Annotated in this window: 16 protein-coding genes; 4 read left to right on the forward strand and 12 right to left on the reverse strand. The window is 65.1% G+C overall.

Annotated elements, in window-relative coordinates; genetic code table 11:
* Window positions 1-10 precede the first annotated feature (10 nt).
* Together CEY11_RS13575 and CEY11_RS13580 are read right to left on the reverse strand one after the other, a co-directional pair.
* Complete coding sequence (locus CEY11_RS13575) at window positions 11-937, reverse strand: PLP-dependent cysteine synthase family protein (RefSeq protein WP_088603936.1); 927 nt, start codon at window positions 935-937, stop codon at window positions 11-13.
* 147 nt (window positions 938-1,084) lie between these two features.
* The gene (locus CEY11_RS13580; RefSeq protein ID WP_088603937.1) at window positions 1,085-1,522 is read right to left on the reverse strand and encodes a hypothetical protein; all 438 of its coding nucleotides are present in this window, start codon (window positions 1,520-1,522) and stop codon (window positions 1,085-1,087) included.
* 354 nt (window positions 1,523-1,876) lie between these two features.
* Between CEY11_RS13580 and CEY11_RS13585 the strand changes: the two genes are divergently transcribed.
* Complete coding sequence (locus tag CEY11_RS13585) at window positions 1,877-3,421, forward strand: 3,4-dehydroadipyl-CoA semialdehyde dehydrogenase (protein WP_088603938.1); 1,545 nt, start codon at window positions 1,877-1,879, stop codon at window positions 3,419-3,421.
* Window positions 3,422-3,432: 11 nt separating this feature from the next.
* Here CEY11_RS13585 and CEY11_RS13590 read toward each other — a convergent pair whose 3' ends face one another.
* A complete protein-coding gene (locus tag CEY11_RS13590) occupies window positions 3,433-4,302 on the reverse strand; it encodes a GNAT family N-acetyltransferase (protein ID WP_088603939.1) in 870 nt (289 codons plus the stop codon).
* A 541-nt stretch (window positions 4,303-4,843) separates the two neighbouring features.
* Between CEY11_RS13590 and CEY11_RS13595 the strand changes: the two genes are divergently transcribed.
* Complete coding sequence (locus CEY11_RS13595; RefSeq protein WP_088603940.1) at window positions 4,844-5,740, forward strand: hypothetical protein; 897 nt, start codon at window positions 4,844-4,846, stop codon at window positions 5,738-5,740.
* A gap of 137 nt (window positions 5,741-5,877) precedes the next feature.
* Here the strand turns inward: CEY11_RS13595 and CEY11_RS13600 are convergent, their stop codons facing one another.
* The 3 genes from CEY11_RS13600 to mdeB all read right to left on the reverse strand — a co-directional run bounded on the left by CEY11_RS13600 (window position 5,878) and on the right by mdeB (window position 9,978).
* The gene (locus CEY11_RS13600; protein ID WP_088603941.1) at window positions 5,878-6,480 is read right to left on the reverse strand and encodes an FABP family protein; all 603 of its coding nucleotides are present in this window, start codon (window positions 6,478-6,480) and stop codon (window positions 5,878-5,880) included.
* Window positions 6,481-6,630: 150 nt separating this feature from the next.
* Window positions 6,631-6,891: a translation initiation factor IF-1 gene (gene infA, locus CEY11_RS13605; protein WP_088603942.1), complete on the reverse strand. Its 261-nt coding sequence runs from the start codon at window positions 6,889-6,891 to the stop codon at window positions 6,631-6,633.
* Between the two features lie 411 nt (window positions 6,892-7,302).
* Window positions 7,303-9,978, reverse strand: coding sequence for an alpha-ketoglutarate dehydrogenase (mdeB, locus tag CEY11_RS13610; RefSeq protein WP_088603943.1), 2,676 nt, complete (start codon window positions 9,976-9,978; stop codon window positions 7,303-7,305).
* Between the two features lie 280 nt (window positions 9,979-10,258).
* On the opposite strand from mdeB, the gene CEY11_RS13615 reads away from it, so the two are divergent.
* Entirely contained in the window at window positions 10,259-10,723 is a 465-nt protein-coding gene (locus CEY11_RS13615) for an Lrp/AsnC family transcriptional regulator (RefSeq protein WP_088603944.1), read from the forward strand.
* A gap of 7 nt (window positions 10,724-10,730) precedes the next feature.
* Here the strand turns inward: CEY11_RS13615 and CEY11_RS13620 are convergent, their stop codons facing one another.
* The 3 genes from CEY11_RS13620 to CEY11_RS13630 form a co-directional block, all read right to left on the reverse strand.
* Window positions 10,731-11,498: a tetratricopeptide repeat protein gene (locus tag CEY11_RS13620; RefSeq protein ID WP_088603945.1), complete on the reverse strand. Its 768-nt coding sequence runs from the start codon at window positions 11,496-11,498 to the stop codon at window positions 10,731-10,733.
* Window positions 11,499-11,730: 232 nt separating this feature from the next.
* Window positions 11,731-13,920: a TonB-dependent receptor gene (locus CEY11_RS13625; protein ID WP_198958899.1), complete on the reverse strand. Its 2,190-nt coding sequence runs from the start codon at window positions 13,918-13,920 to the stop codon at window positions 11,731-11,733.
* Between the two features lie 320 nt (window positions 13,921-14,240).
* A complete protein-coding gene (locus CEY11_RS13630; RefSeq protein ID WP_088603947.1) occupies window positions 14,241-14,921 on the reverse strand; it encodes a Fe2+-dependent dioxygenase in 681 nt (226 codons plus the stop codon).
* A gap of 362 nt (window positions 14,922-15,283) precedes the next feature.
* Here CEY11_RS13630 and CEY11_RS13635 point away from each other — a divergent pair, with 362 nt between their 5' ends.
* A complete protein-coding gene (locus CEY11_RS13635) occupies window positions 15,284-16,486 on the forward strand; it encodes an MFS transporter (protein WP_233154867.1) in 1,203 nt (400 codons plus the stop codon).
* Between the two features lie 38 nt (window positions 16,487-16,524).
* Here CEY11_RS13635 and CEY11_RS13640 read toward each other — a convergent pair whose 3' ends face one another.
* From CEY11_RS13640 to CEY11_RS13650, 3 genes are all read right to left on the reverse strand, one after another.
* Window positions 16,525-16,710: a hypothetical protein gene (locus CEY11_RS13640; protein ID WP_088603949.1), complete on the reverse strand. Its 186-nt coding sequence runs from the start codon at window positions 16,708-16,710 to the stop codon at window positions 16,525-16,527.
* Window positions 16,711-16,726: 16 nt separating this feature from the next.
* Entirely contained in the window at window positions 16,727-17,896 is a 1,170-nt protein-coding gene (locus CEY11_RS13645; protein WP_088604035.1) for a PepSY-associated TM helix domain-containing protein, read from the reverse strand.
* A gap of 344 nt (window positions 17,897-18,240) precedes the next feature.
* The gene (locus tag CEY11_RS13650; protein WP_088603950.1) at window positions 18,241-19,200 is read right to left on the reverse strand and encodes a D-2-hydroxyacid dehydrogenase family protein; all 960 of its coding nucleotides are present in this window, start codon (window positions 19,198-19,200) and stop codon (window positions 18,241-18,243) included.
* Window position 19,201 lies beyond the last annotated feature (1 nt).

Here is a 19,201-nt window from a genome sequence, read left to right on the forward strand (position 1 = left end):
CTGGCTTCCGTCAATACTTGAGCCCGGTGTCGCAAAGCACCGTGGCCACGGTTGCATCGGCCGGCAGGCGGCCGGACTGCAGCAATTTGACCGCGGCGCACACATTGGCCGCGGCCGAATAGCCCACGTACAGGCCCTCCTGCACCGCCAGCTTGCGCCGCCACTGCTGGACTTCTTCGTCGGTGACCGCCAGGCTGGCGTCCATGAGAGACGGATCCCAATGAGGGGGAATGGCGCCATAGCTGGTTCCCTGGATCAGGTGGCGCGCCTTGGTAACGGGGGCGCCCGCCAGCGCCTGGCAGCCCTCGGGCTCGACCGCCGCGCAGAGCGTGTCCGGCCTGGCGGCCTTCAGCGCCCGCGCCACGCCCATGAACGTGCAGCCCGTTCCTACCGCCGCAACCCAGCCTTGCGGCGCAGCGCCAAGCTGCTCCAGTATTTCCCGGCCCGTGCCCTGCTCGTGGGCCGTGATGCACTCGACGGCGTGAAACTGGTTGACATAGAAGCCACCGCGCTCGGCGGCAAGGTCTTGCGCCATTTGCGCGGCGGCTTCGACGTCGGCCCCGGTTACCTGGCCGGGCGCACCATCCACTTGATCCACCAGGATGACCTCCGCGCCCAGGCCTTCGAGCATGCGCGCGCGGGCCGGGCTGTTGCCCGCCGACATCGTGACCAGCAAGGGATGGCCAAGCGCCGCGCACGCAACCGCCAGGCCCGCGCCCATGTTTCCGCTGGTCATTTCAACCACCGGCATACCCGCCTGCAGCCTGCCATCCGCGCGGGCCGCCAGCAGAATGGCTTTCGCCGCACGGTCTTTCACGCTGCCCCCCGGCTGCAAGAATTCGGCCTTGGCCACGACCCGGCCAGAGCCGCTGTATACGCGGCCCAGCGTGATCAAGGGGGTATGGCCGATCAAATCGATGGAAGAAGAAGCAAGCATTTGAGTTCCGGGGAAGTTCTGCGAGGGTGACTGTTTCGAGGCCATTTTAGGAAACTGAAGCGATCTACGGCTCTTTGGCTCTTTGGCCCATCGCACGGGACGACGAGGCCTGCCGGGCCCGATGCAGGGGTCAAAGCCCCGGAACCATCATGCCTCAGGCCGTTTGACTCGGGGCCGTGGTTTGGCCCGGCGCTGCGACCGGGGCTTGGGCTCGACGCCTATGCGCGGGTCACGGGCCAGCACAAGCTCTGTCACCCGGCGGGCGACGGCCTCGAATTCTTCATCGCCCTGCGGGATATAAAGCCACTTTCCCAGTACGGAATGCGGCCGCAGGCCCGGCATCTCATCCATGAACGCGGCATGGTGTTCTTGCGAGGTGCAAACCAGCAGGCCATCCCACGGTTCGTCGCGATCGGCGGCGACCACGCAAAGCAAACCGTCGACGTAGGCGGCATCGCAGCCGAACATCTTGCGGCTTGCATAAGCTGCATCGCGCTCCAGGGGCTCGAAGATCCACAGAAGCGAGTTGAGGCGGGACGAGGCCTGCTTCTTGGCGCGAGCGTACGGGTTGAGTGGGTCAGGCATGGGCAATGAATTCAGGGTCGATCGTGATTCGGCGAGGAACGGCGGACTTGGCTTGTGTCAGCAGCTTGTCGGCGGCGGCATCCCTCGAGCTATTCTGGCCCGATGGCACGGCAAGGTCAAAGCCGCAGGGCACTGGCTCGATGTGGCACGGCGCTGGCTTGACGGCACCTCGGATCGGGCCAGGCCTAAACCTAGGGCCAATATCTAGGGTCAACACTAAATATGAAATATAATGCTTGATTATTTATATGAATAATAATATCGTTTCGTAAAAAGCATAATATTGCATTAATCATGAATCGTCGGCGCAGCCATACCTCCGCGCCCAATCAATACTTGCAAGGCAAAGGCCATATGACTGAACTACTTGCCAATTACGTCAACGGAAGCTGGCACACGGGTAAGGGCCAGGGCAGTACGCTGCGGGATCCGGTACTGGGTACGGAACTGGTGCGCGTGGACGCTACCGGCGTCGATCTGCCCGCCGCATTCACCTATGCCCGCGACGTGGGCGGCGCGGCTCTGCGCGCCCTGACTTACGCGCAGCGCGCCAAGCTGCTTGCCGATGTCGTCAATGTGCTGCAAGCCAATCGCGCCGCGTACTACGAAATCTCCACGGCCAACTCGGGCACGGTGAAAAACGACACGGCCGTGGACGTCGACGGCGCCATCTATACCGTAGGCCAATACGCGAAATGGGGCGCGGCACTCGGCGATGTGCGCCATCTGGCCGACGGCGCCGCGGTGTCGCTGGCCAAGGATGGCGTATTCCAGTCGCAACACGTGCAAGTATCCACGCGCGGCGTGGCGCTGTTCATCAATGCGTTCAACTTTCCATCGTGGGGCCTATGGGAAAAGGCGGCGCCGGCACTGCTGTCGGGGGTTCCCGTCATCGCCAAACCCGCCACGGCCACGGCCTGGCTGACCCAGCGCATGGTCAAGGACGTGATCGATGCCGGCGTGCTGCCGGCGGGCGCGCTGTCCGTCATCTGCGGCAACTCGGCCGGCTTGATGGATCAATTGCAGCCCATGGACGCGGTGTCGTTCACGGGTTCGGCGGCAACCGCGGCGGTGATTCGCGCCAGCGCCGCCGTCACGCGCCATTCGGTGCGCGCCAATATCGAGGCCGACAGCATCAACAGCGCGTTGCTGATGCCCGGCTATGCGGCAGACAGCGAAGCCGCGAGCCTGCTGGTGCGCGAAGCGGTGCGCGAAATGACCGTCAAGTCGGGCCAGAAATGCACGGCCATCCGCCGCATCCTGGTGCCGCAGGAGCTTTACGACGACGTGGCCCAGGCCATAGGCGCGTCGCTGGCCAAGGTCACCGTAGGCAACCCGCGCAACGAAGGCGTGCGCATGGGCTCGCTGGTCAGCCGCGAACAATACGAAAATGTACGGCAAGGCGTCGCCCGGCTGCAGCAGGCGGCGCAAATCCTGTACGACGGCCGGGCACAGGCGCTGGTCGATGCCGATGGCGCGGTCGCCGCCTGCGCCCGGCCAGTGCTGTTCGGAGCCAAAGACGCCGACGCCGCGGCGCTGGTGCATGACGTAGAGGTCTTCGGCCCCGTGGCCACGCTGCTGCCCTATCGCGACCTGGCCCACGGCCTGGCGCTCGCGCATCGCGGCCAGGGCTCGCTGGTCACCTCGCTTTATGGCGACGACGCCCAGGCTTTGGCCGGCGCGGCGCTGGATCTGGCCGCCAGCCATGGGCGGGTGCACGTCATCAGCCCGGCCGTGGCCAAGGCCCATACCGGCCACGGCAACGTCATGCCGCAATCGCAGCACGGCGGGCCCGGGCGCGCCGGCGGCGGCAGCGAGCTGGGCGGGTTGCGGGCACTGGACTTCTACCACCGCCGCGCGGCCATCCAGGCAGCGCCCGAAGTGATTCAAGGCCTCTAGCCGGCAGGCGCTCAACCCAGCTCGAACGAGGTAATGCCGAACGTGCGCCCCATATCGGGCAGAGCCGGCGTGCCCTTGTACATGCGCGCAGTCTCGAACATGGGCGCCATGCCAAGGCTGCACGCCAACTGCACGGCAGCGGCGTTGGTTTCCGGCACATCGAGAAACACCGGGCTGCCGGCCGGAACGCGGGCCACCAGGGCCTGCAGCACGGTCTGCGCCTGTTCGGCCCGGTCGGCAAACAGGGGGCCGATCTTGTAGCCCGACAGGCATGGGCGGATGACGCCATAGGCGGCGAGCCGATCGCCGCCCATCATTCCCAGCGCGTGATGCCCGGGCGCATGCAGCCAGGCCTGCAGAAACGTATCGCGCCCCGCGGGGAAGAACGGCCGATCATAGTCCCGCACCTGGGCTGCTGCGAGACCGCGCAAATCCACCAACCCGGAATGCTCCGCGGCATCGGGAGAGCCGTGAGGCGCCGAGCCGGCCGTCGCGTAGCGGATGTTGCGATGTTCCAGCACAAAGCCCGAACGGCGGTAATTGCCCTGCTGGGCCAGCACGCCATCCAGGCCGACAGCCCGCTGGCCCAGGCGTTCCAGCCCGGCCTGCCACAGCGCCCAGCCGTAGCCCTTGCCGCGATGCTCGGGAGCCACGATATACAGCCCCAGGAATCCGTAGTCCGACCCATAGCGCACGACCGAAATGGAAGCGATGGGCACGCCGTCGAGCAGGCCTACCAGAAAACCCTGCGGGTCGGCCGCGTAAAAACAATGGGCATCGTGCAGCCCGGGATTCCAGCCTTCGCGCGCGGCCCATTGCAGCGCGGTATCGAGCTCGCCGCGAAGCATGGTGCGGACTTGGTAATTATTTTCAGCGTCCATGGACGAACCTTGTTCTTTGCCGACACGGGCAGAATACTATGCACCGCCATGGCGTGGCGCACAACAGGCCGCGAGCACGGCTGGTTTCGGTTCACGGGAAAACCAACAGGCTCAGACAACTTTGAGGCGGGGCTCAGCCGCCCTGATTTCCGCTCCATCCCCCCGATTCCGCCCCGTATCGGCGCGCCGAATCGCGGGCCGCGCGGCGTCGGCGCCCGACGACGATACCTCTGGTAACGGTGAATCCGTACCAGATGAACTGGTATTTTCTTCGCTTCCGCGCGCACGCCACGCCTCCTATAGTGCATTCAACACATACGGAGGCCTGATGCGATCCATTCTCTTGTGGCTGCTGGGCGTACCCATACCCATCATCATCCTGCTCGCCTTGTTCTGGCACTGATCTGCCGGCCATATGTGCTTCCGTTTCCAGATCAATTTAGAAACGGAATGAGACGCGAGCGCGCACGATCCACTCGCCGCCATGCGTCGCGACAAGCCGTGCAGTCACGCGACGCGAGTCCAGACTCAAGGAGCTGTCATGCAGACCCAGAATACCCAGACTTCGACACGCTATCCCGATGCCCCCACGACCGCCGCGGCCTCGACGCGTTCGGCCGTATCCTGGGGCGCGGTCATCGCCGGCGCAGTTATCGCGGCCGCGGTGTCGGCCATGCTGCTCGCCGGCGGCACCGGGCTCGGCTTTCTTTCCATGTCCCCCTGGCGCCACGAAGGCATCTCGGAATCGGCCCTCGCCGCCGGCTCCATCATTTGGCTGCTGGTCACTCAGATCATTGCATATGGAATCGCCGGCTATGTAGCGGGCAGGCTGCGTACGCGGTGGATCGACGCGGCAACCGACGAAATCTATTTTCGCGACACCGCGCATGGCTTTCTCGTCTGGGCACTGAGCGCCGTGGTCGGCCTGGCCTTGCTGGGATCCACGGTGGCATCGGTCGTTTCGGGCACGGCCAAGGCCGGCGCCACGGCCGGGGCGGACGCCGCCACGGCGCTTGCCAGCCAGCTCCCGCAAGCAGGAGTGCGCACGTCCGCGCTGGACTACTACACCGATGTGCTGCTGCGGCCCAATGATCCATCCCGGATGGCCAATGACGGCGACGCGCGCCAACAGGTTTCCATGATTCTGGCGCATGGTGGAACACAGGGCCAAGTGTCGCAACAGGATCGCCCCTATCTGGTCAAGCTGATCGCGCAGCGTACCGGCATGGATCAGGCCGCCGCCGAGCAGCGGCTCGCGCAAGTCAGCGACCAGGCCCGGCAGACCGCCCAACAAGCCGAACAAAAGACGCGCGCGGCGGCAGACGCCGCCCGCAAGGCCGCGGCATCCTTCTCATTGTGGGCGTTCGCCTCGCTGTTGCTCGGCGCCTTTGTCGCCAGCCTGGCCGCGACCGTGGGCGGACGGGCGCGGGACAGATGAAAACGTCGCCTAGTGCGATGCCGAAGCGGCATTGCCACCCGTGCGCGGGAGTCCGGCACGCCGGCGGTGTGGCACCACGCGGCGCAAGAGCCGGCCTATAGTTTCCCGCCGCCGAGACGAGCTTGGAAGCAATGCGCTTAGGCGATTTCCGCGCTGGGGTGAATGCGCTTGACGCGGTGCATCGTGTTTTTGTCGGTGTGATGCATGACTTCGCCCGTAGCGGCGAGCTTCAGGATCAGATCCGACTCGTGGGTGAACGTGCCGTCTTCGTTGAAAGTGAACGTGCTGGTAAAACCCTGCAGTTCGGCGCGGCGCAGCAGATACTTGTTCTGCAAGATGCCATAACAGGGGTCGCCCGGGTCGGCCTTGAAATGGATTACCTTGTCGCGCGGCTGACAGGTGGAGCCGGCCTGGATCGCAATGCCGCGGCCGAACACCACGGTACGTATCACCTGATTCTCGGCCTTGTCCCATAGCAGGAAGCCCACTTCGTCATGGAAGGGGATCATCGCCTCTTCGCCGTGGCGCCATGCCACCATCGAGTATTTGAGACCTTCCAGCTTCTGCTGGCCATTCTCTTGTTTGGGGATGGGCGTGAACGAGGCCTTTTCGAAGTATGTGGTCTGGCCGGTAATGTCGTCGTCGTTGTGGTAGGACAGGTCGATACCGGCGTTGCCTTCCCAATCGCCGACCAGCGGGGTCAGAGGGCCGAGCCGCTGAGGCCCGAGAATTTCAGACATGGCTTTTCTCCTTGCTATAGGTAACAGGAGCTGTCACGGTAACGCTCTGTAATTGAAACAGCCAATTTATTCTGTTTATCGCCGCGATTGCCTTAAGGCTATCGCGCGGGCCGCAGGCTTGCCGCCATTCGGCGGGCCAGGCCGCGGGAATCAGCGGCGTGCGGGGCGAGACGCCGGCATGGGGCCGCGTTCCTTGAGATGGCGGAACGTAATACGACCCTTCGTCAGATCGTAGGGGGAAAGCTCCAGCGACACGTCGTCACCGGCCAGGATGCGGATATGGTGCTTGCGCATTTTGCCGCCCGTATAGGCGATCAGTTCATGGCCATTTTGCAGCGTCACGCGAAAACGCGAATCGGGCAGGACTTCGTCGACGACGCCACGCATTTCAATAAGCTCTTCTTTAGCCAAATGAATTACTCCTGAATGATGAAAGCCAAACATGGAACTGCCGCGGCGCTTGAAGCATGCCCGCATATGGCCGGGATCCCGGCCCAGGCAAAGCGCCCGGCCTCGCGGAAAGGAGGGCGTACTCGGCTGAATGGCCTGGACGGTGCGCCAGGCGCCTGCGACAGGTGAACTCTGTCCAGCGGCTGGTTCGCAGAGACATGCGCTGCGAACGAGGGGCAGCCAGAAAATGCGGCCTGCCAAGGCCGTCGAAAGATCTGGCGTAGGAGGGAGAACAACACTAGAACCAGGAAGGCAGCCTATAAAAACCCGCCTTGCTGGCAACGTATTACTATAACACTATTAATGCATACCTGGCTATGCATTAAATGCATGACACCCGATGTGCGTCCGATATACGCAACGGGCAGGCATCTAGCGCGGCTGCCGCAAGCCCGCAAGCGCCGCCGCGGCGATGGATTGCGCGTCGATGCCGAAATGGCGGCGCAGCTCGGCCCGCGTGTCGCTGCGCCCGAAGCCGTCCGTGCCCAGCGTGATGTAGCGCCGCCCTTGCGGCACATAGGCGCGGATGGATTCGGGCACGGCATGAACATAGTCGGTAGCGGCGACGATGGGGCCGGCGCATTGTTCCAGCAAGCGCGTGATGTGGGGCGCATCGGCGGCCTCGGCGCCGTGCAGCAAGGCCTGCGCGCCGCGCCGCCCTTCGCGCGCCAGCTCGCTCCAGCTCGTAATGCTCAGGACATCGCTGGCAATACCCTGCCGCGCCAGCGCCTGCGCGGCCTTGAGCACCTCGGGAAGAATGGCGCCGGAGCCCAGCAGCGTCACGCGCGGGGCCGGCGCCCCGGGCGCGGCGGCTTTGCCGTCGCCGGGCACCGCGGCCTCTACCGCCTCGGCGTCGAAGCTCGCGTGGCGATAGCCGCCACGCAGGATCTGGTCGGCGGCGCCCTCGGCCAGAGCCGGCTGCGCGTAGTTTTCGTTCATGACCGTGATGTAGTAGAAAACATCCTGCTGTTCGTCCATCATTTCGCGCATGCCGCGATCGACGATCACCGCCAGCTCGCAGGCGTAGGCGGGGTCGTAGGCGCGGCAATTGGGTATGGTCGCCGCATACAGATGGCTGCTGCCGTCCTGGTGCTGCAGGCCCTCGCCCGCCAGGGTGCTGCGCCCCGAGGTGGCGCCGACCAGAAAGCCGCGCGGCCGCTGATCCGCCGCCGCCCAGATCAGGTCGCCGACGCGCTGGAAGCCGAACATGGAGTAGTAGATATAGAACGGCAGCATGGCCAGCCCGTGCACGCTGTAGCTGGTGGCGGCGGCCACCCAGCTGGAAATCGCGCCCGCCTCGCTGATGCCCTCTTCCAGAATCTGCCCGTCGCGCGCCTCGCGGTAGCTGAGTATCGAGCCGATGTCTTCGGGTTCGTAGCGCTGACCGACACTGGAATAGATGCCCACCTGCTTGAACAGGTTGGCCATGCCGAAGGTACGCGCCTCGTCGGCGACAATGGGCACGATGCGCGGCCCCAGCGCCGCGTCCTTCAGCAGGCCGCCCAGCATGCGCACGAAGGCCATGGTCGTGGACATGGGTCGGCCGTCGGACTCGAGCGCGAAGCGCGCATAGCCGTAGATATCGGGGATGCCCACGCGGCCGGCGTCGGTGCGGCGCGCCGGCAGGTAGCCGCCGAGTTCCTGGCGGCGCGCCTGCAGGTAGCGCATTTCCGGGCTGTCTTCGGCAGGCTTGTAGAAGTCCAGGCGCCGCACCTGTTCGTCGTCCAGCGGCAGGCCGAAGCGGTCGCGAAAGGCCAGCAGGTCGTGCTCGTCGAATTTCTTGTGCGAATGGGTCGTCATGCGCCCCTGGCCGGCGCTGCCCATGCCATAGCCTTTCTTGGTATGCGCCAGGATGACCGTGGGCTGGCCGCGGTGGCGCTGCGCGGCCGCATAAGCGGCATGGATCTTCACCAGATCGTGGCCGCCGCGCCGCAACTGGTCGATTTGCGCATCGGTCAGGCCCTGCACCAGGCGCGCCAGTGCCTCGTCGCGGCCGAAGAAATTCTCGCGGTTGTAGCGCCCGTCGTTGGCCGCGAAGGTCTGCATCTGGCCGTCGACGGTTTCCGACAGCGCCCGCACCAGCGCGCCGCCCAGATCCCGGGCGAACAGCCCGTCCCAGTCGCTGCCCCACAATACCTTGATGACATTCCAGCCGGCGCCGCGGAACAGCTTCTCGAGCTCGCCGATGACCTGGCCATTGCCGCGCACCGGCCCGTCCAGGCGCTGCAGGTTGCAGTTCACCACCCAGACGAGGTTGTCCAGGCCCTCGCGCGCCGCCAGCGTCAATGCGCTCATGGATTCCGGCTCGTCCATCTCGCCGTCGCCGAACACGCCCCAGACCTTGCGGCCGGAGCAGTCCAGCAAATTGCGATGCGTCAGGTAGCGCATGAAGCGCGCCTGGTAGATGGAACTGATGGGCCCGATGCCCATGGAGCCGGTCGGGAACTGCCAGAAGTCCGGCATGAGATAGGGATGGGGATAGCTGGACAGGCCTCGCGCGCCCTCTCTGGGCCCGCGCAACTCCTGCCGGTAGTGGGCCAGATCCGCCTGTTCCAGGCGCCCCTCGAGAAAAGCACGAGCGTAGACGCCGGGCGCGCTGTGGGGCTGGAATAAAACGAGATCGCCGCGCCCCGCGCCGGCGGCATCCGACGCCCGGAAGAAATGATTGAAACCCACCTCGAACAGATCCGCCGCGCTGGCATAGCTGGCGATGTGGCCGCCCAGTTCGCCGTAGGCTGCGTTGGCGCGCATGACCATGGCCACCGCGTTCCAACGCATGATGGCGGCCAGCCGCTGCTCCAGATCCAGGTCGCCCGGAAAATCGGGCTCGTCTTCGGCGGCGATCGTATTGACGCACGCAGTCTCGCCGCCGGGAGTCCAGGCCAGGCGCGCATCGTGGGCCATGCGATGCAGCTCTTGCAGGATGAAGACCCCGCGCGCCGGGCCCCAGGAGGCGAGCAGCGCCTCGAAGGCCTCGCGCCATTCAACGGTTTCTTCGGGATCGATATCCAGGGCGGCCTGGTCGCGGCCGGACAGGTTCATGAGCATGGCAGGGTCACCGGGAAGAGAGACACAATGGGCTTGCCGCGCACTGCCGGAGGCACCCGGGGAGCTGGTACCCCCGGCCCTGCCGAGGCAGCCGCCCCGGTCGGGCGGCCGCACGGCCTCCGGCGCGGAGCGGGGCCGGACTCACGACAAGCCCCAGCGACGCTCCCTGATGCGCGTAGCGTTTATTTTGCGCGCGCCGCAGGCATATTTGGCTCTGAAATGATTGGCAAACTACGGCTTATGCAGCATAAAATACTGCAAACAATCCAATTCAAAGAATATGAAGCTGGACACTATCGATTTGAGGATACTGGACGAACTGCAGCGCGATGCCTCGCTGAGCAATGTCGAGCTTGCCCGCCGCATCCACCTGTCTGCATCGCCGTGCCTGGCGCGGGTCAAGGCCCTGGAGGCCGCGGGCATCATCACGCGCTACGTGGCGTTGGCCGACGCGGCCGCACTGGGGCTGGGGCTGAACGTCTTCATCTCCATCAGCCTGAAGTCGCAGGACAGGCAGGCGCTGGCCGATTTCGAGCGGCGCATCGCCGAACACGACGAGGTCATGGAGTGCTATCTGATGACCGGCAACGAAGACTATCTGATACGCGTTGCCGTAGTGGACATCGCCGCGCTCGAGCACTTCATTCTGGAACACCTGACGTCCATTCCGGGCATCGACAAGATCCGCTCCAGCTTCGCGCTGAAGCAGGTGTCGTACAAGACAGCGCTGCCATTGAGGAAATGAGCGCAGCTTACCGGACGTCCGCCTGGCCGATATGTGTGCTGGAGTCGGGCGCAGCAAGCGCCAGTTCCCGTAATTCCGGCTGCGGCATCGTGGCCAGGAATTCACAGGCCTTGGCCCAGAAGGCGGCAGTCGCGGTCTCGGGCACGCGCCGCATCCATTGCACCGCCAAGTCCACGTGGCCGCGCGCCGCCAGCAGGCGGGCGTAGTTGAACTGGCCGCGGAAATCGCCGCCCTCGGCCGCACGGCGATAGTAATCGAATGCCGCGTTCGGGTCGGCCTCGACTTCCCAGCCGTCCTCGTAAAAACCGCCAAGCATGTTCAGGGACTTTATGTGCCCGGCGTCGGCCGCCTGGCGGAACCACTGCAAGGCCTGGGCGCGGTCGGTTTTCACGCCGCGCCCCAGCGCCAGCGAGGTGGCGTAGTTGTACATGCCCCAGTCCAGGCCGCGCTCGGCGGCGCGGCGAAACCAATACGTCGCCAGCATCATGTCGTGCGCGATGCCCCAGGCGTTCTCGTAGCAGCGCCCCAGCAGATTCATGGCCGGTACATGGTCGGCATCGGCGGCCTTGCGCAGCCACTGCACCGCCTCGGCGGGGTCGCGCGGCGTACCCTTGCCCTGCAGCAGCCATAGCCCGTAATGAAACTGCGCCTCGGCCACGCCATGCTCGGCCGCGGTCGACAGCCAGGGCAACGCCTCGTGCGCGGGGCCAGCCAGGATGCGGGCGAAATCCTCGGCGCTGGCCTGGTTGAATTGGCGTGTACTGATGCTTTCCATGGATGTGAATAAATGTTCTGCTTGCGTAAGCGTTTGCCCGCAGGCGCAAGAGGTTCCGGCCGGATACCCGGCCGGCCGCCGCGAAACCCGGCGCGGGCTGGCACCAACCGCCGCGGCCCGAAGCGGGCCAGGGCGGTATCGCGTATACGGCAAACGGCCCGCCATCGCACGATGGCGAGCCCCTGCCCGGCGCCCGCCTTTTACGGCAGGCCGGGCAGTGCCAGGAGCCTGATCAATACGACAGGCTGACGTTCAGGATCGCCGAACGCCCCGGGGCGATGCTGGCGTAGTGCGCCGCATAGGCCTTGTCGTAGTAGGTCTTGTTGAAGATGTTGAACACGTTGAGCTGCACGGCGACGCGCTTGTTGAAGCGGTATCCGGCCATGGCGTCGAAGCGCCAGTACGACGGAATGTAGTTGGTATTGGCCGCGTTGCCGTATTGCTTGTCGACGTAGTAGGCCCCGGCGCCCAGCGTCAGCTTGGGCATGACCTTGTAGGTGCTCCAGAGGCTGAAACTGTTTTCGGGCGTGTTGGGGAAACGGTTGCCCTCGTCGGTGGCCACGCCGTCGTCCTTGATCTTGCTGCGCAAGTAGGTATAGCCGCCGTAGACATTCCACTTCGGCGTAATGGCCCCGGACACGCCCAGCTCCAGGCCGTCCACGTGCTTCTTGCCCGCCATCGCATAATCGCCGTCCGGCAGGGTGATGCGCGCATTCTCGGTCTCGGTGCGGAACACCGCGGCGGTCAGGCTCACGCTTTTGTTCAGCACATCCCATTTGGTGCCGATCTCATACGTACGGTTCTTTTCCGGCGCCATGTCGGCGGCGTTCACGCCCACGCCGCCGCGGCCCGGAACCAGGCCCTGGCTTTCACTGCCTTCGCCCAAGGTGGCGTTGGCGGGCGTGGAAGAGGTTGCGTACGAGACGTAGAACGCGCCGTTGTCCACCGGCTTGTAGACCAGCCCCAACTGGTAGTTCCAGAGCGTGTCGTGGCGGCGCACGACCGTCGAGCCATTGGCCGGGGTGTTGGTGTACTCGGTGGAATAGTCGTCCAGCCTCAGGCCCAGGCCAGCCTGCCAGTGCTTGTTGAACTCGAGCGTATCGAAGGCGTAGATCGACTTGGTGGTGGCCTCGGCCTTGCTTTCAGCCCCCGCCGGGCCGCCGTTTAGCGTGTTGCGCCACGGGTCGTTGGGATTGGGGTTGTACAGGCTGGTGCAGTTGTACGCGGAGGCCGCGCCAATGCCGGCGTTGCATATGGATCCGGAGCCGCGATTGACGTTCAGGGAGTCCTTGTTGCTCTTCTCTTGCGAGATTTCGACCCCGAGGTTGAAGCTGTGCTTGAGCGTGCCGGTATTGAACTTGCCATACAGCTCGGTCTGGTTGGCCAGGGACGTGACGTCGCTGTCGCGGGTATTGGCGCGGCGCCAGACCTTGCCATTGAGCACATTGCCCTGGCTGTCGTCGGGCTGCGTCCAGACGTAGCGCTGCGAGGAATAGGTGTAGCGGCTGGTGTTGCGCAGCGTCAGGTTGTCGGCAAAGTCGTGCTCGACGCGCACGGTGGCCATGTCGCTGTCGGTGCGGCGATAGTCGCTGCTCAGGCCGTAGAAGTTGTTGCGGTCGACGTCGGCCGGGCCGGTTTTGGTAATGCCCATGTAGCTGCCGTCGGCCTTGACCTTGCTGCTGGGATAGGCATACGGGATGCCGCTGTCGGGAAGATCGTCGGCCTGCAAGTGATAGTAGCTGAGCGTGACACGCGTAGGCGTGTGCATGCCGAAGGTGATGGTGGGCGCCACGCCCCAGCGGTTGTTGTGCACGGCATCGCGGCCGGCCACGTCGGCGTCATGGTACATGGCGTTCAAGCGGAAGGCTGTAGTGTCGGACAGCTTCCAGTTGCTGTCGATCGTGCCGCGATAGTAGTTGTCGGTACCCAGGCCCAGATTGACGTCGGTAAAGTCGCGGCTCTTGGCGGTCTTGCTGACGAGGTTGATGCTGCCGCCCGCGCCGCCGCGCCCGCCGTAGGCGCCGTCCGAACCCTTGACGACCTCGACCTGCTCGAGGTTGAAGACTTCGCGCGAAGTCGAACCTATGTCGCGCATGCCGTCGATATAAGTGCTGGACTGCGCATCGTAGCCGCGGATGAAGGGCCGGTCGCCCAGCGGGTTACCGCCTTCGCCCGCGCCAAAGGTAATACCCGGCGAATTGCGCAGCACGTCGGTCAGGGACGAGGCCGCCTGATCCTGGATGACTTCCTGCGGAATGACTTGCACCGACTTGGGGGTGTCGAGCAGGGGCGCGGTGAACTTCTCCGACGCGGACTGCTTGACGTCATAGCCTTGCGGCATGTTCCCCTGCACCTGCACCGGCGCCAGCTGCGAGACGCTGTCGGTGCCGGTGGATTGCGCCATGGCCGCGAACGAGGTCATGAACAGGGCCGGCGTGGCCAGCGCCGTGGCTAGGCTGCCGGCCCCATAGGCGCGCAGTGAGGAAGATGGGTGTATCTGATCGGACATTCGGCTTGCTCCCGTTGTTTGCGTAATAAAGTTTCCCCGCGGCCCCGCGTCGATGCGCAAGGCCGTCCGCACGTCTCCAAAGCAAAGAGACGCGCCGTATGCTGTTCACTGCGGCGGGTCGATTCCGGCCATGGTGCGCGGCGCGCCGGCCGTATCCGGGCGCCCGGCGGCCCGGGGGCCGCCCTCGCACACCTTTGCCGAAGAGCCTGTCCGGGCCCGGGCCCGGACAGGCGTCACAACTGCGCCCATTTGCGCAGCAGGTTGTGGTAGACGCCGGTCAGCTCTTCCAGCGATCCGTGTTCGGGCACATCGCGCAGCAGGCGCTGGATGGCAACGTCGAGCTGCAGCAGCAAGGCGCGTTCGCTGTCTTCGCGCACCAGGCTCTGGATCCAGAAGAACGAGCTGACGCGCGCGCCGCGGGTGACCGGATTGACCTTGTGCAGGCTGGTGCCCGGATACAGTACGGCGCTGCCGGCGCGCAACTTGATTTCCCGGGTGCCGTAGGTGTCGAGCACCACCAGCTCGCCACCGTCGTAGTCGCCGGGCTCGGACAGGAACAGCGTCATGGAAAGATCGGTGCGCACGCGACCGGGCGCCCCCTTGATGGGACGGACGGCATTGTCGATGTGGTAGCCGAAGGATTCTCCACCCTCGTAGCAATTGAACAGCGGCGGGAAGATTTTCTCGGGCAGCGCCGCGGACATGAAGATATTGTTCGAGCTCAGGCGCTCTATGATGCGCGCCCCCAGCTCGCGCGCCAGCGGGTGGTCTTCCGGCAGCTGCCGATTGTGCTTGACCAGGGCCGAGCGATGGCCCGCCGTGACCCGGCCGTCGACCCAGCCGGCCTGTTCGAGCTGGCCGCGCATGGCCTGTGCTTCTTGCGCACTGAAGACTTCGGGTATTTCCACGAGCACGGCTACGATCCCAGGGCCGGTTGACGCAGAATGGAGAACTGCACTGGCGGGCAACCGGCCCTAGTGCGAAGGATTGGCCAGGATCGCGGCAAACCGGCAGGCATACGGCGCACCATGCCGCCGCAAATACCACGCACGCCCACGACCGAACGCGCAGCGCGTTCGCGGGCTGGATCGAACACCATCATTTCCCTTTTTTTGGCTTCTTAAATATATATGACAATGATAACCATTATCATCAATATTTTCAACACTATGTAAGGAAAATTTCAAGAAGGCCTGGGCACGCCCTCTGGGCGCCGCGCCTATCAGGTATGCTTGAGCCTGATATTGCCTGTTCACGCATACAAATCCGCCAACCAGTGAAAAGAGACATCCCGGCCTGGATCGCTCCCGTCGCGGCGATTCTGGTACTGCAGACCGCGGCCTCGTTCCTGTCGCGCCTCATCCCCATCGTCTCGCCTTCGTTGATACAGGATTTCGGCTGGAACAACGGCTGGGTCGGCTATCTCGCCGCCATCAATACCGCGGGTTCGCTGTTCTTCCTGATGGTGGGCACCGGCTTCATACACCGCATCGGCAACATCCGCAGCGTGCAATGGGGCGTACTCATGGGCACCATCAGCATGGCGCTGTTTTTTTCGCCGATAGTGGCGCTGGCGGCGGTGGCCAGCTTCATCATCGGCGCGGGCTACGGGGTGTCCAGCCCCGCCGGCAGCGAGATCCTGCAACGCTACAGCCCCCCATCCATCCGCAACCTGGTGTTCTCGATCAAGCAGGCCGGCGTGCCGCTGGGCGGCGTGATCGCCGGGCTGACAATACCGCTGCTGGCGGAATCGGCCGGATGGCGCGTCGCGCTGCTGGCTGCCGCCCTGCTGGCGTTCGGCATGGTGGCCCTGACCTGGCGGCTCGGCCGCGACGTAGATACCCCTGCGAGGTCGGCTCAGTCCTGGCTCGGCGCGCTGTCGCTACACAATATCCTGACCCCGATCCGCGCGCTGCGCGAAGGGCACGATACGCGCAGGCTGGCGGCGGTAGGCGGGCTGCTTTCGGCCACGCAAAGCTGCTGGTTTACTTTCACCGTGGCCTATCTGGTCGACCGGCTCGACTTTACGCTTAGCATGGCCGGCTTGGTGTTTGCCATCATGCAGGCCGCCGGCGTGGCCGGCCGCATTGTATTCGGCTGGCTGGCCGACCGCATCGGCTCCGCGCGCGTGGCCTTGTCGCTGACCTCCGTCGGGTCGGCCGCCACCACGGCGCTGCTGGCTCTGAGCACCCAGGCCTGGCCGCTATGGGTGCTGAGCCTGCTGGCGGCGGGCGCGGGCGCCACGGCGGCGGGCTGGAACGGGGTACAGATCGCCGAGATGGCGCGCCGCGCGCCGCCGGACAAAGTCAGCGAAGCCGCGGCCGGCTCTACCTTGCATGTCTACCTGGCCAACACCGTGGCGCCCGCCGTCTTCGCGGCATACGTGTCGGCCACGGGGCAGTATGAAGAAGCATTCATGGCCGCCGCGGTCTGCAGCCTGGGCGCACTGGCCTTGCTGGCACGGATCCGGCCGCACTGAAATGAATGCAGTCCACAGGGGCTGTGCCGTGCGCTGGCTCATCCACGCGGTGCGGCCCAGAAACGCAGACCCACGGCTACAGGCACGGCCAGCGCCGCCCACGCCATCCAGTGCCAGGCACCCGTGCCCAACAAAGCGGCCAGCAGGCCGAACAGGGTCAGGACGGCAATCAGCAATGGGGCGCCCCAGACACGCAGGAAAGCGGTACGCATTGTCGTATTCATGTGAATTCGGCCCGAGTCATGAGGCCCTGGCCGGCAGCGAGGCCACGAGAGAGGCCTGGCGAGCCAAGGCTGCGATGCGTGCGTCGGTGGCGCGGCGCCGCGCAAACCAAAGATACAGGCCGCTGCCAAGCACGACGACGGTAAGCAGATCCAGCAAGGCCCAGATTATTTTCAGCGGCATGCCGCCATAATCGCCGAAGTGCAGCGGTCGCGACAATTCAAGCGCGGAGAGATACCAGGGCGGGCTCGCCACCGCGGTCAGCTGGCCGGTGCCGGCATCGACCAGGGCGGCGGTGAACAGGTGCGAGCGCAGCGGCGTCGACCCCTTGGCCCAGACAATGTAGTGATGCGGCACGCCGAACGGGTTGCCCGGAAAGGACAAGCTGACGAAGCTTTGCCCGGGCAATGCGCGCATCGCGGCTTCGCGCGCCTCCTGCGCCGAGGTGAGCACGGCGGGCGGCTCGGCATGCTTGTAGGCCGCCAGCAGTTGGGCGACGTCGGTTTTCTGCCAGTAGGTGAACATGGGCGTCGACAGCTCGTTGATGACGCCCGTCACGCCCACCACAAGCCCCCAGCCCAGCGTGACCGCCCCCAGCAGATTATGCAGATCCAGCCATTTCAAGCGCCGCGAACGGCCGGCACGCACCGTGCCGAAGGCCAGTTTCTTCATGAAAGGGCCATACAGCATCACGCCGGACACGATGGCGATGACGAACAACAGGCCCATGAAGCCCAGGAACAGCTCGCCCGGCAAACCCGCATACAGATCCATGTGCAGGGCCAGCATGATGCCCATGAAGGTATAGCGTTCGCCCGGCGGGCCGTCATTGAGCAGCTCGCCGGTATGCGCGTCGAACTTCAGCGTATGGCTGTCGGTGGTGGCCGTGGCGAACGAAGGCGCCATGCCCACCAGCACCTGCGGCTGTTCGTCATCGGCGAACACGAAAGTGATCACCTGCCCCGGATACAGCGCGTGGGCCTTGGCCACCATGGGATCGACACTTGCCGTGGGCGCATCGGCCGGCGCCACGGCATAGGGCTTGCCATTGTCGAGCCATTGGTCGATCTCGTCATGAAACACCAGAGGCAGGCCGGTGACACAGATCACCAGTAGAAACACCGTGCATACCAGGCTGCTCCATTTGTGCAGCCAATACCAGGTTTTCAGTGTAGTGGCGGCGGTCACGGGCAACCCCGGCAGGCTGCCACTGGCCTTAAAACAGGCTCAGACGCGGCGTGGATCTCTTGCGACGCCATTTTTTCCCTGGAATAGAAAGATATTGATTATCGTTTTCATTCTAATTTGAGGGAAAACCTGGTGTCAAACCCGACGTAGATCCGGCGTAGGCCCACGAGCCGCCACGGCGGCGCAAACGTCGGCGGGCGCCCCGATTCCGCCCACGGCTCTCAGAGGGGTGTATGAAAACTCGGCGACATAAAGCGGTCGTGCCGCATCCCCTGCAGGGGATGCGGCACGACCGGTGGCCGGCCGCGGCTTCGAGTCCGGCCGAACTTGGCCCGGACGGGCCTTCAGTTCAGCGAGTTGACCGGTGCGCCGCCGGCCCAGGCGGCAATGGCCTGGACAGCGCTGCGGTAGAAGGCCTGGAAGTTCTCGGCACTGACGTAGCCCAGGTGCGGGGTGAGCAGCACATTGTCCAGGCTGCGCAGCCTGTCGTCGGCGGGCAGGGGTTCGTCGGGAAAGACATCCAGGCCCGCGCCGCCGATGCGCTTCTGGCGCAACACATCGTACAGGGCGTCCATGTCTACCAGGCCGGCGCGCGAGGTGTTCACGAAGCATGCGTCCGGCTTCATCGACCGCAGCAGCTCGGCGCTGGCCAGCCCGCGCGTGCTGTCGGACAGAATCAGGTGCATGCTGATCACATCGGACTGCGCGAACAAGGTTTCTTTGTCTACGCGGCGCGCGCCGCCCGCGGCGGCCCGCTCGTCGGTAAGGTGCGGGCTGTAGGCCAGGATTTCCATCCCGAAAGCCTTGCCCACCGCCGCCGCGGCCTGGCCCAGCTTGCCCAGGCCGACGATGCCCAGGGTCTTGCCGGCAAGTATGCGCGGCATCTGCGTCTGCCACGCCCCCGCATGCATCGCGCGGTCTTCGGCCGCGAGGTTCTTGAACAGCCCCAGAATATGGGCCCAGGCCAGTTCCGCGGTGGCGTGCGCCGCCAGCTTGCTGCCTGGCGCGCCGCACACCAGCACGCCCTGCGCGGCGCAAGCCTGCATGTCGATGCCGCGGTTGCGCATGCCGGTCGTTATCAGCAGCCGCAGGTCGGGCAGGCGCCGCAGCAAGTCTGCCGGAAACGGCGTGCGCTCGCGCATGGCGACGATGACGTCGAAGCCGGCCAGCGCCGCCGCGCGTTGATCGGGGGCGGCGGGCAGCGGCTCGTGGAATAAGGTGATTGCGGCGTCCGCCCCCAGAGAGTCCCAGTCGGCCGCCTGGCGGGCGGTACGCAGGTAGTCGTCAAGTATCGCTATTTTCATC

The sequence above is a fragment of the Candidimonas nitroreducens genome (assembly GCF_002209565.1).
Taxonomy (GTDB): Bacteria; Pseudomonadota; Gammaproteobacteria; order Burkholderiales; family Burkholderiaceae_B; genus Candidimonas; species Candidimonas nitroreducens.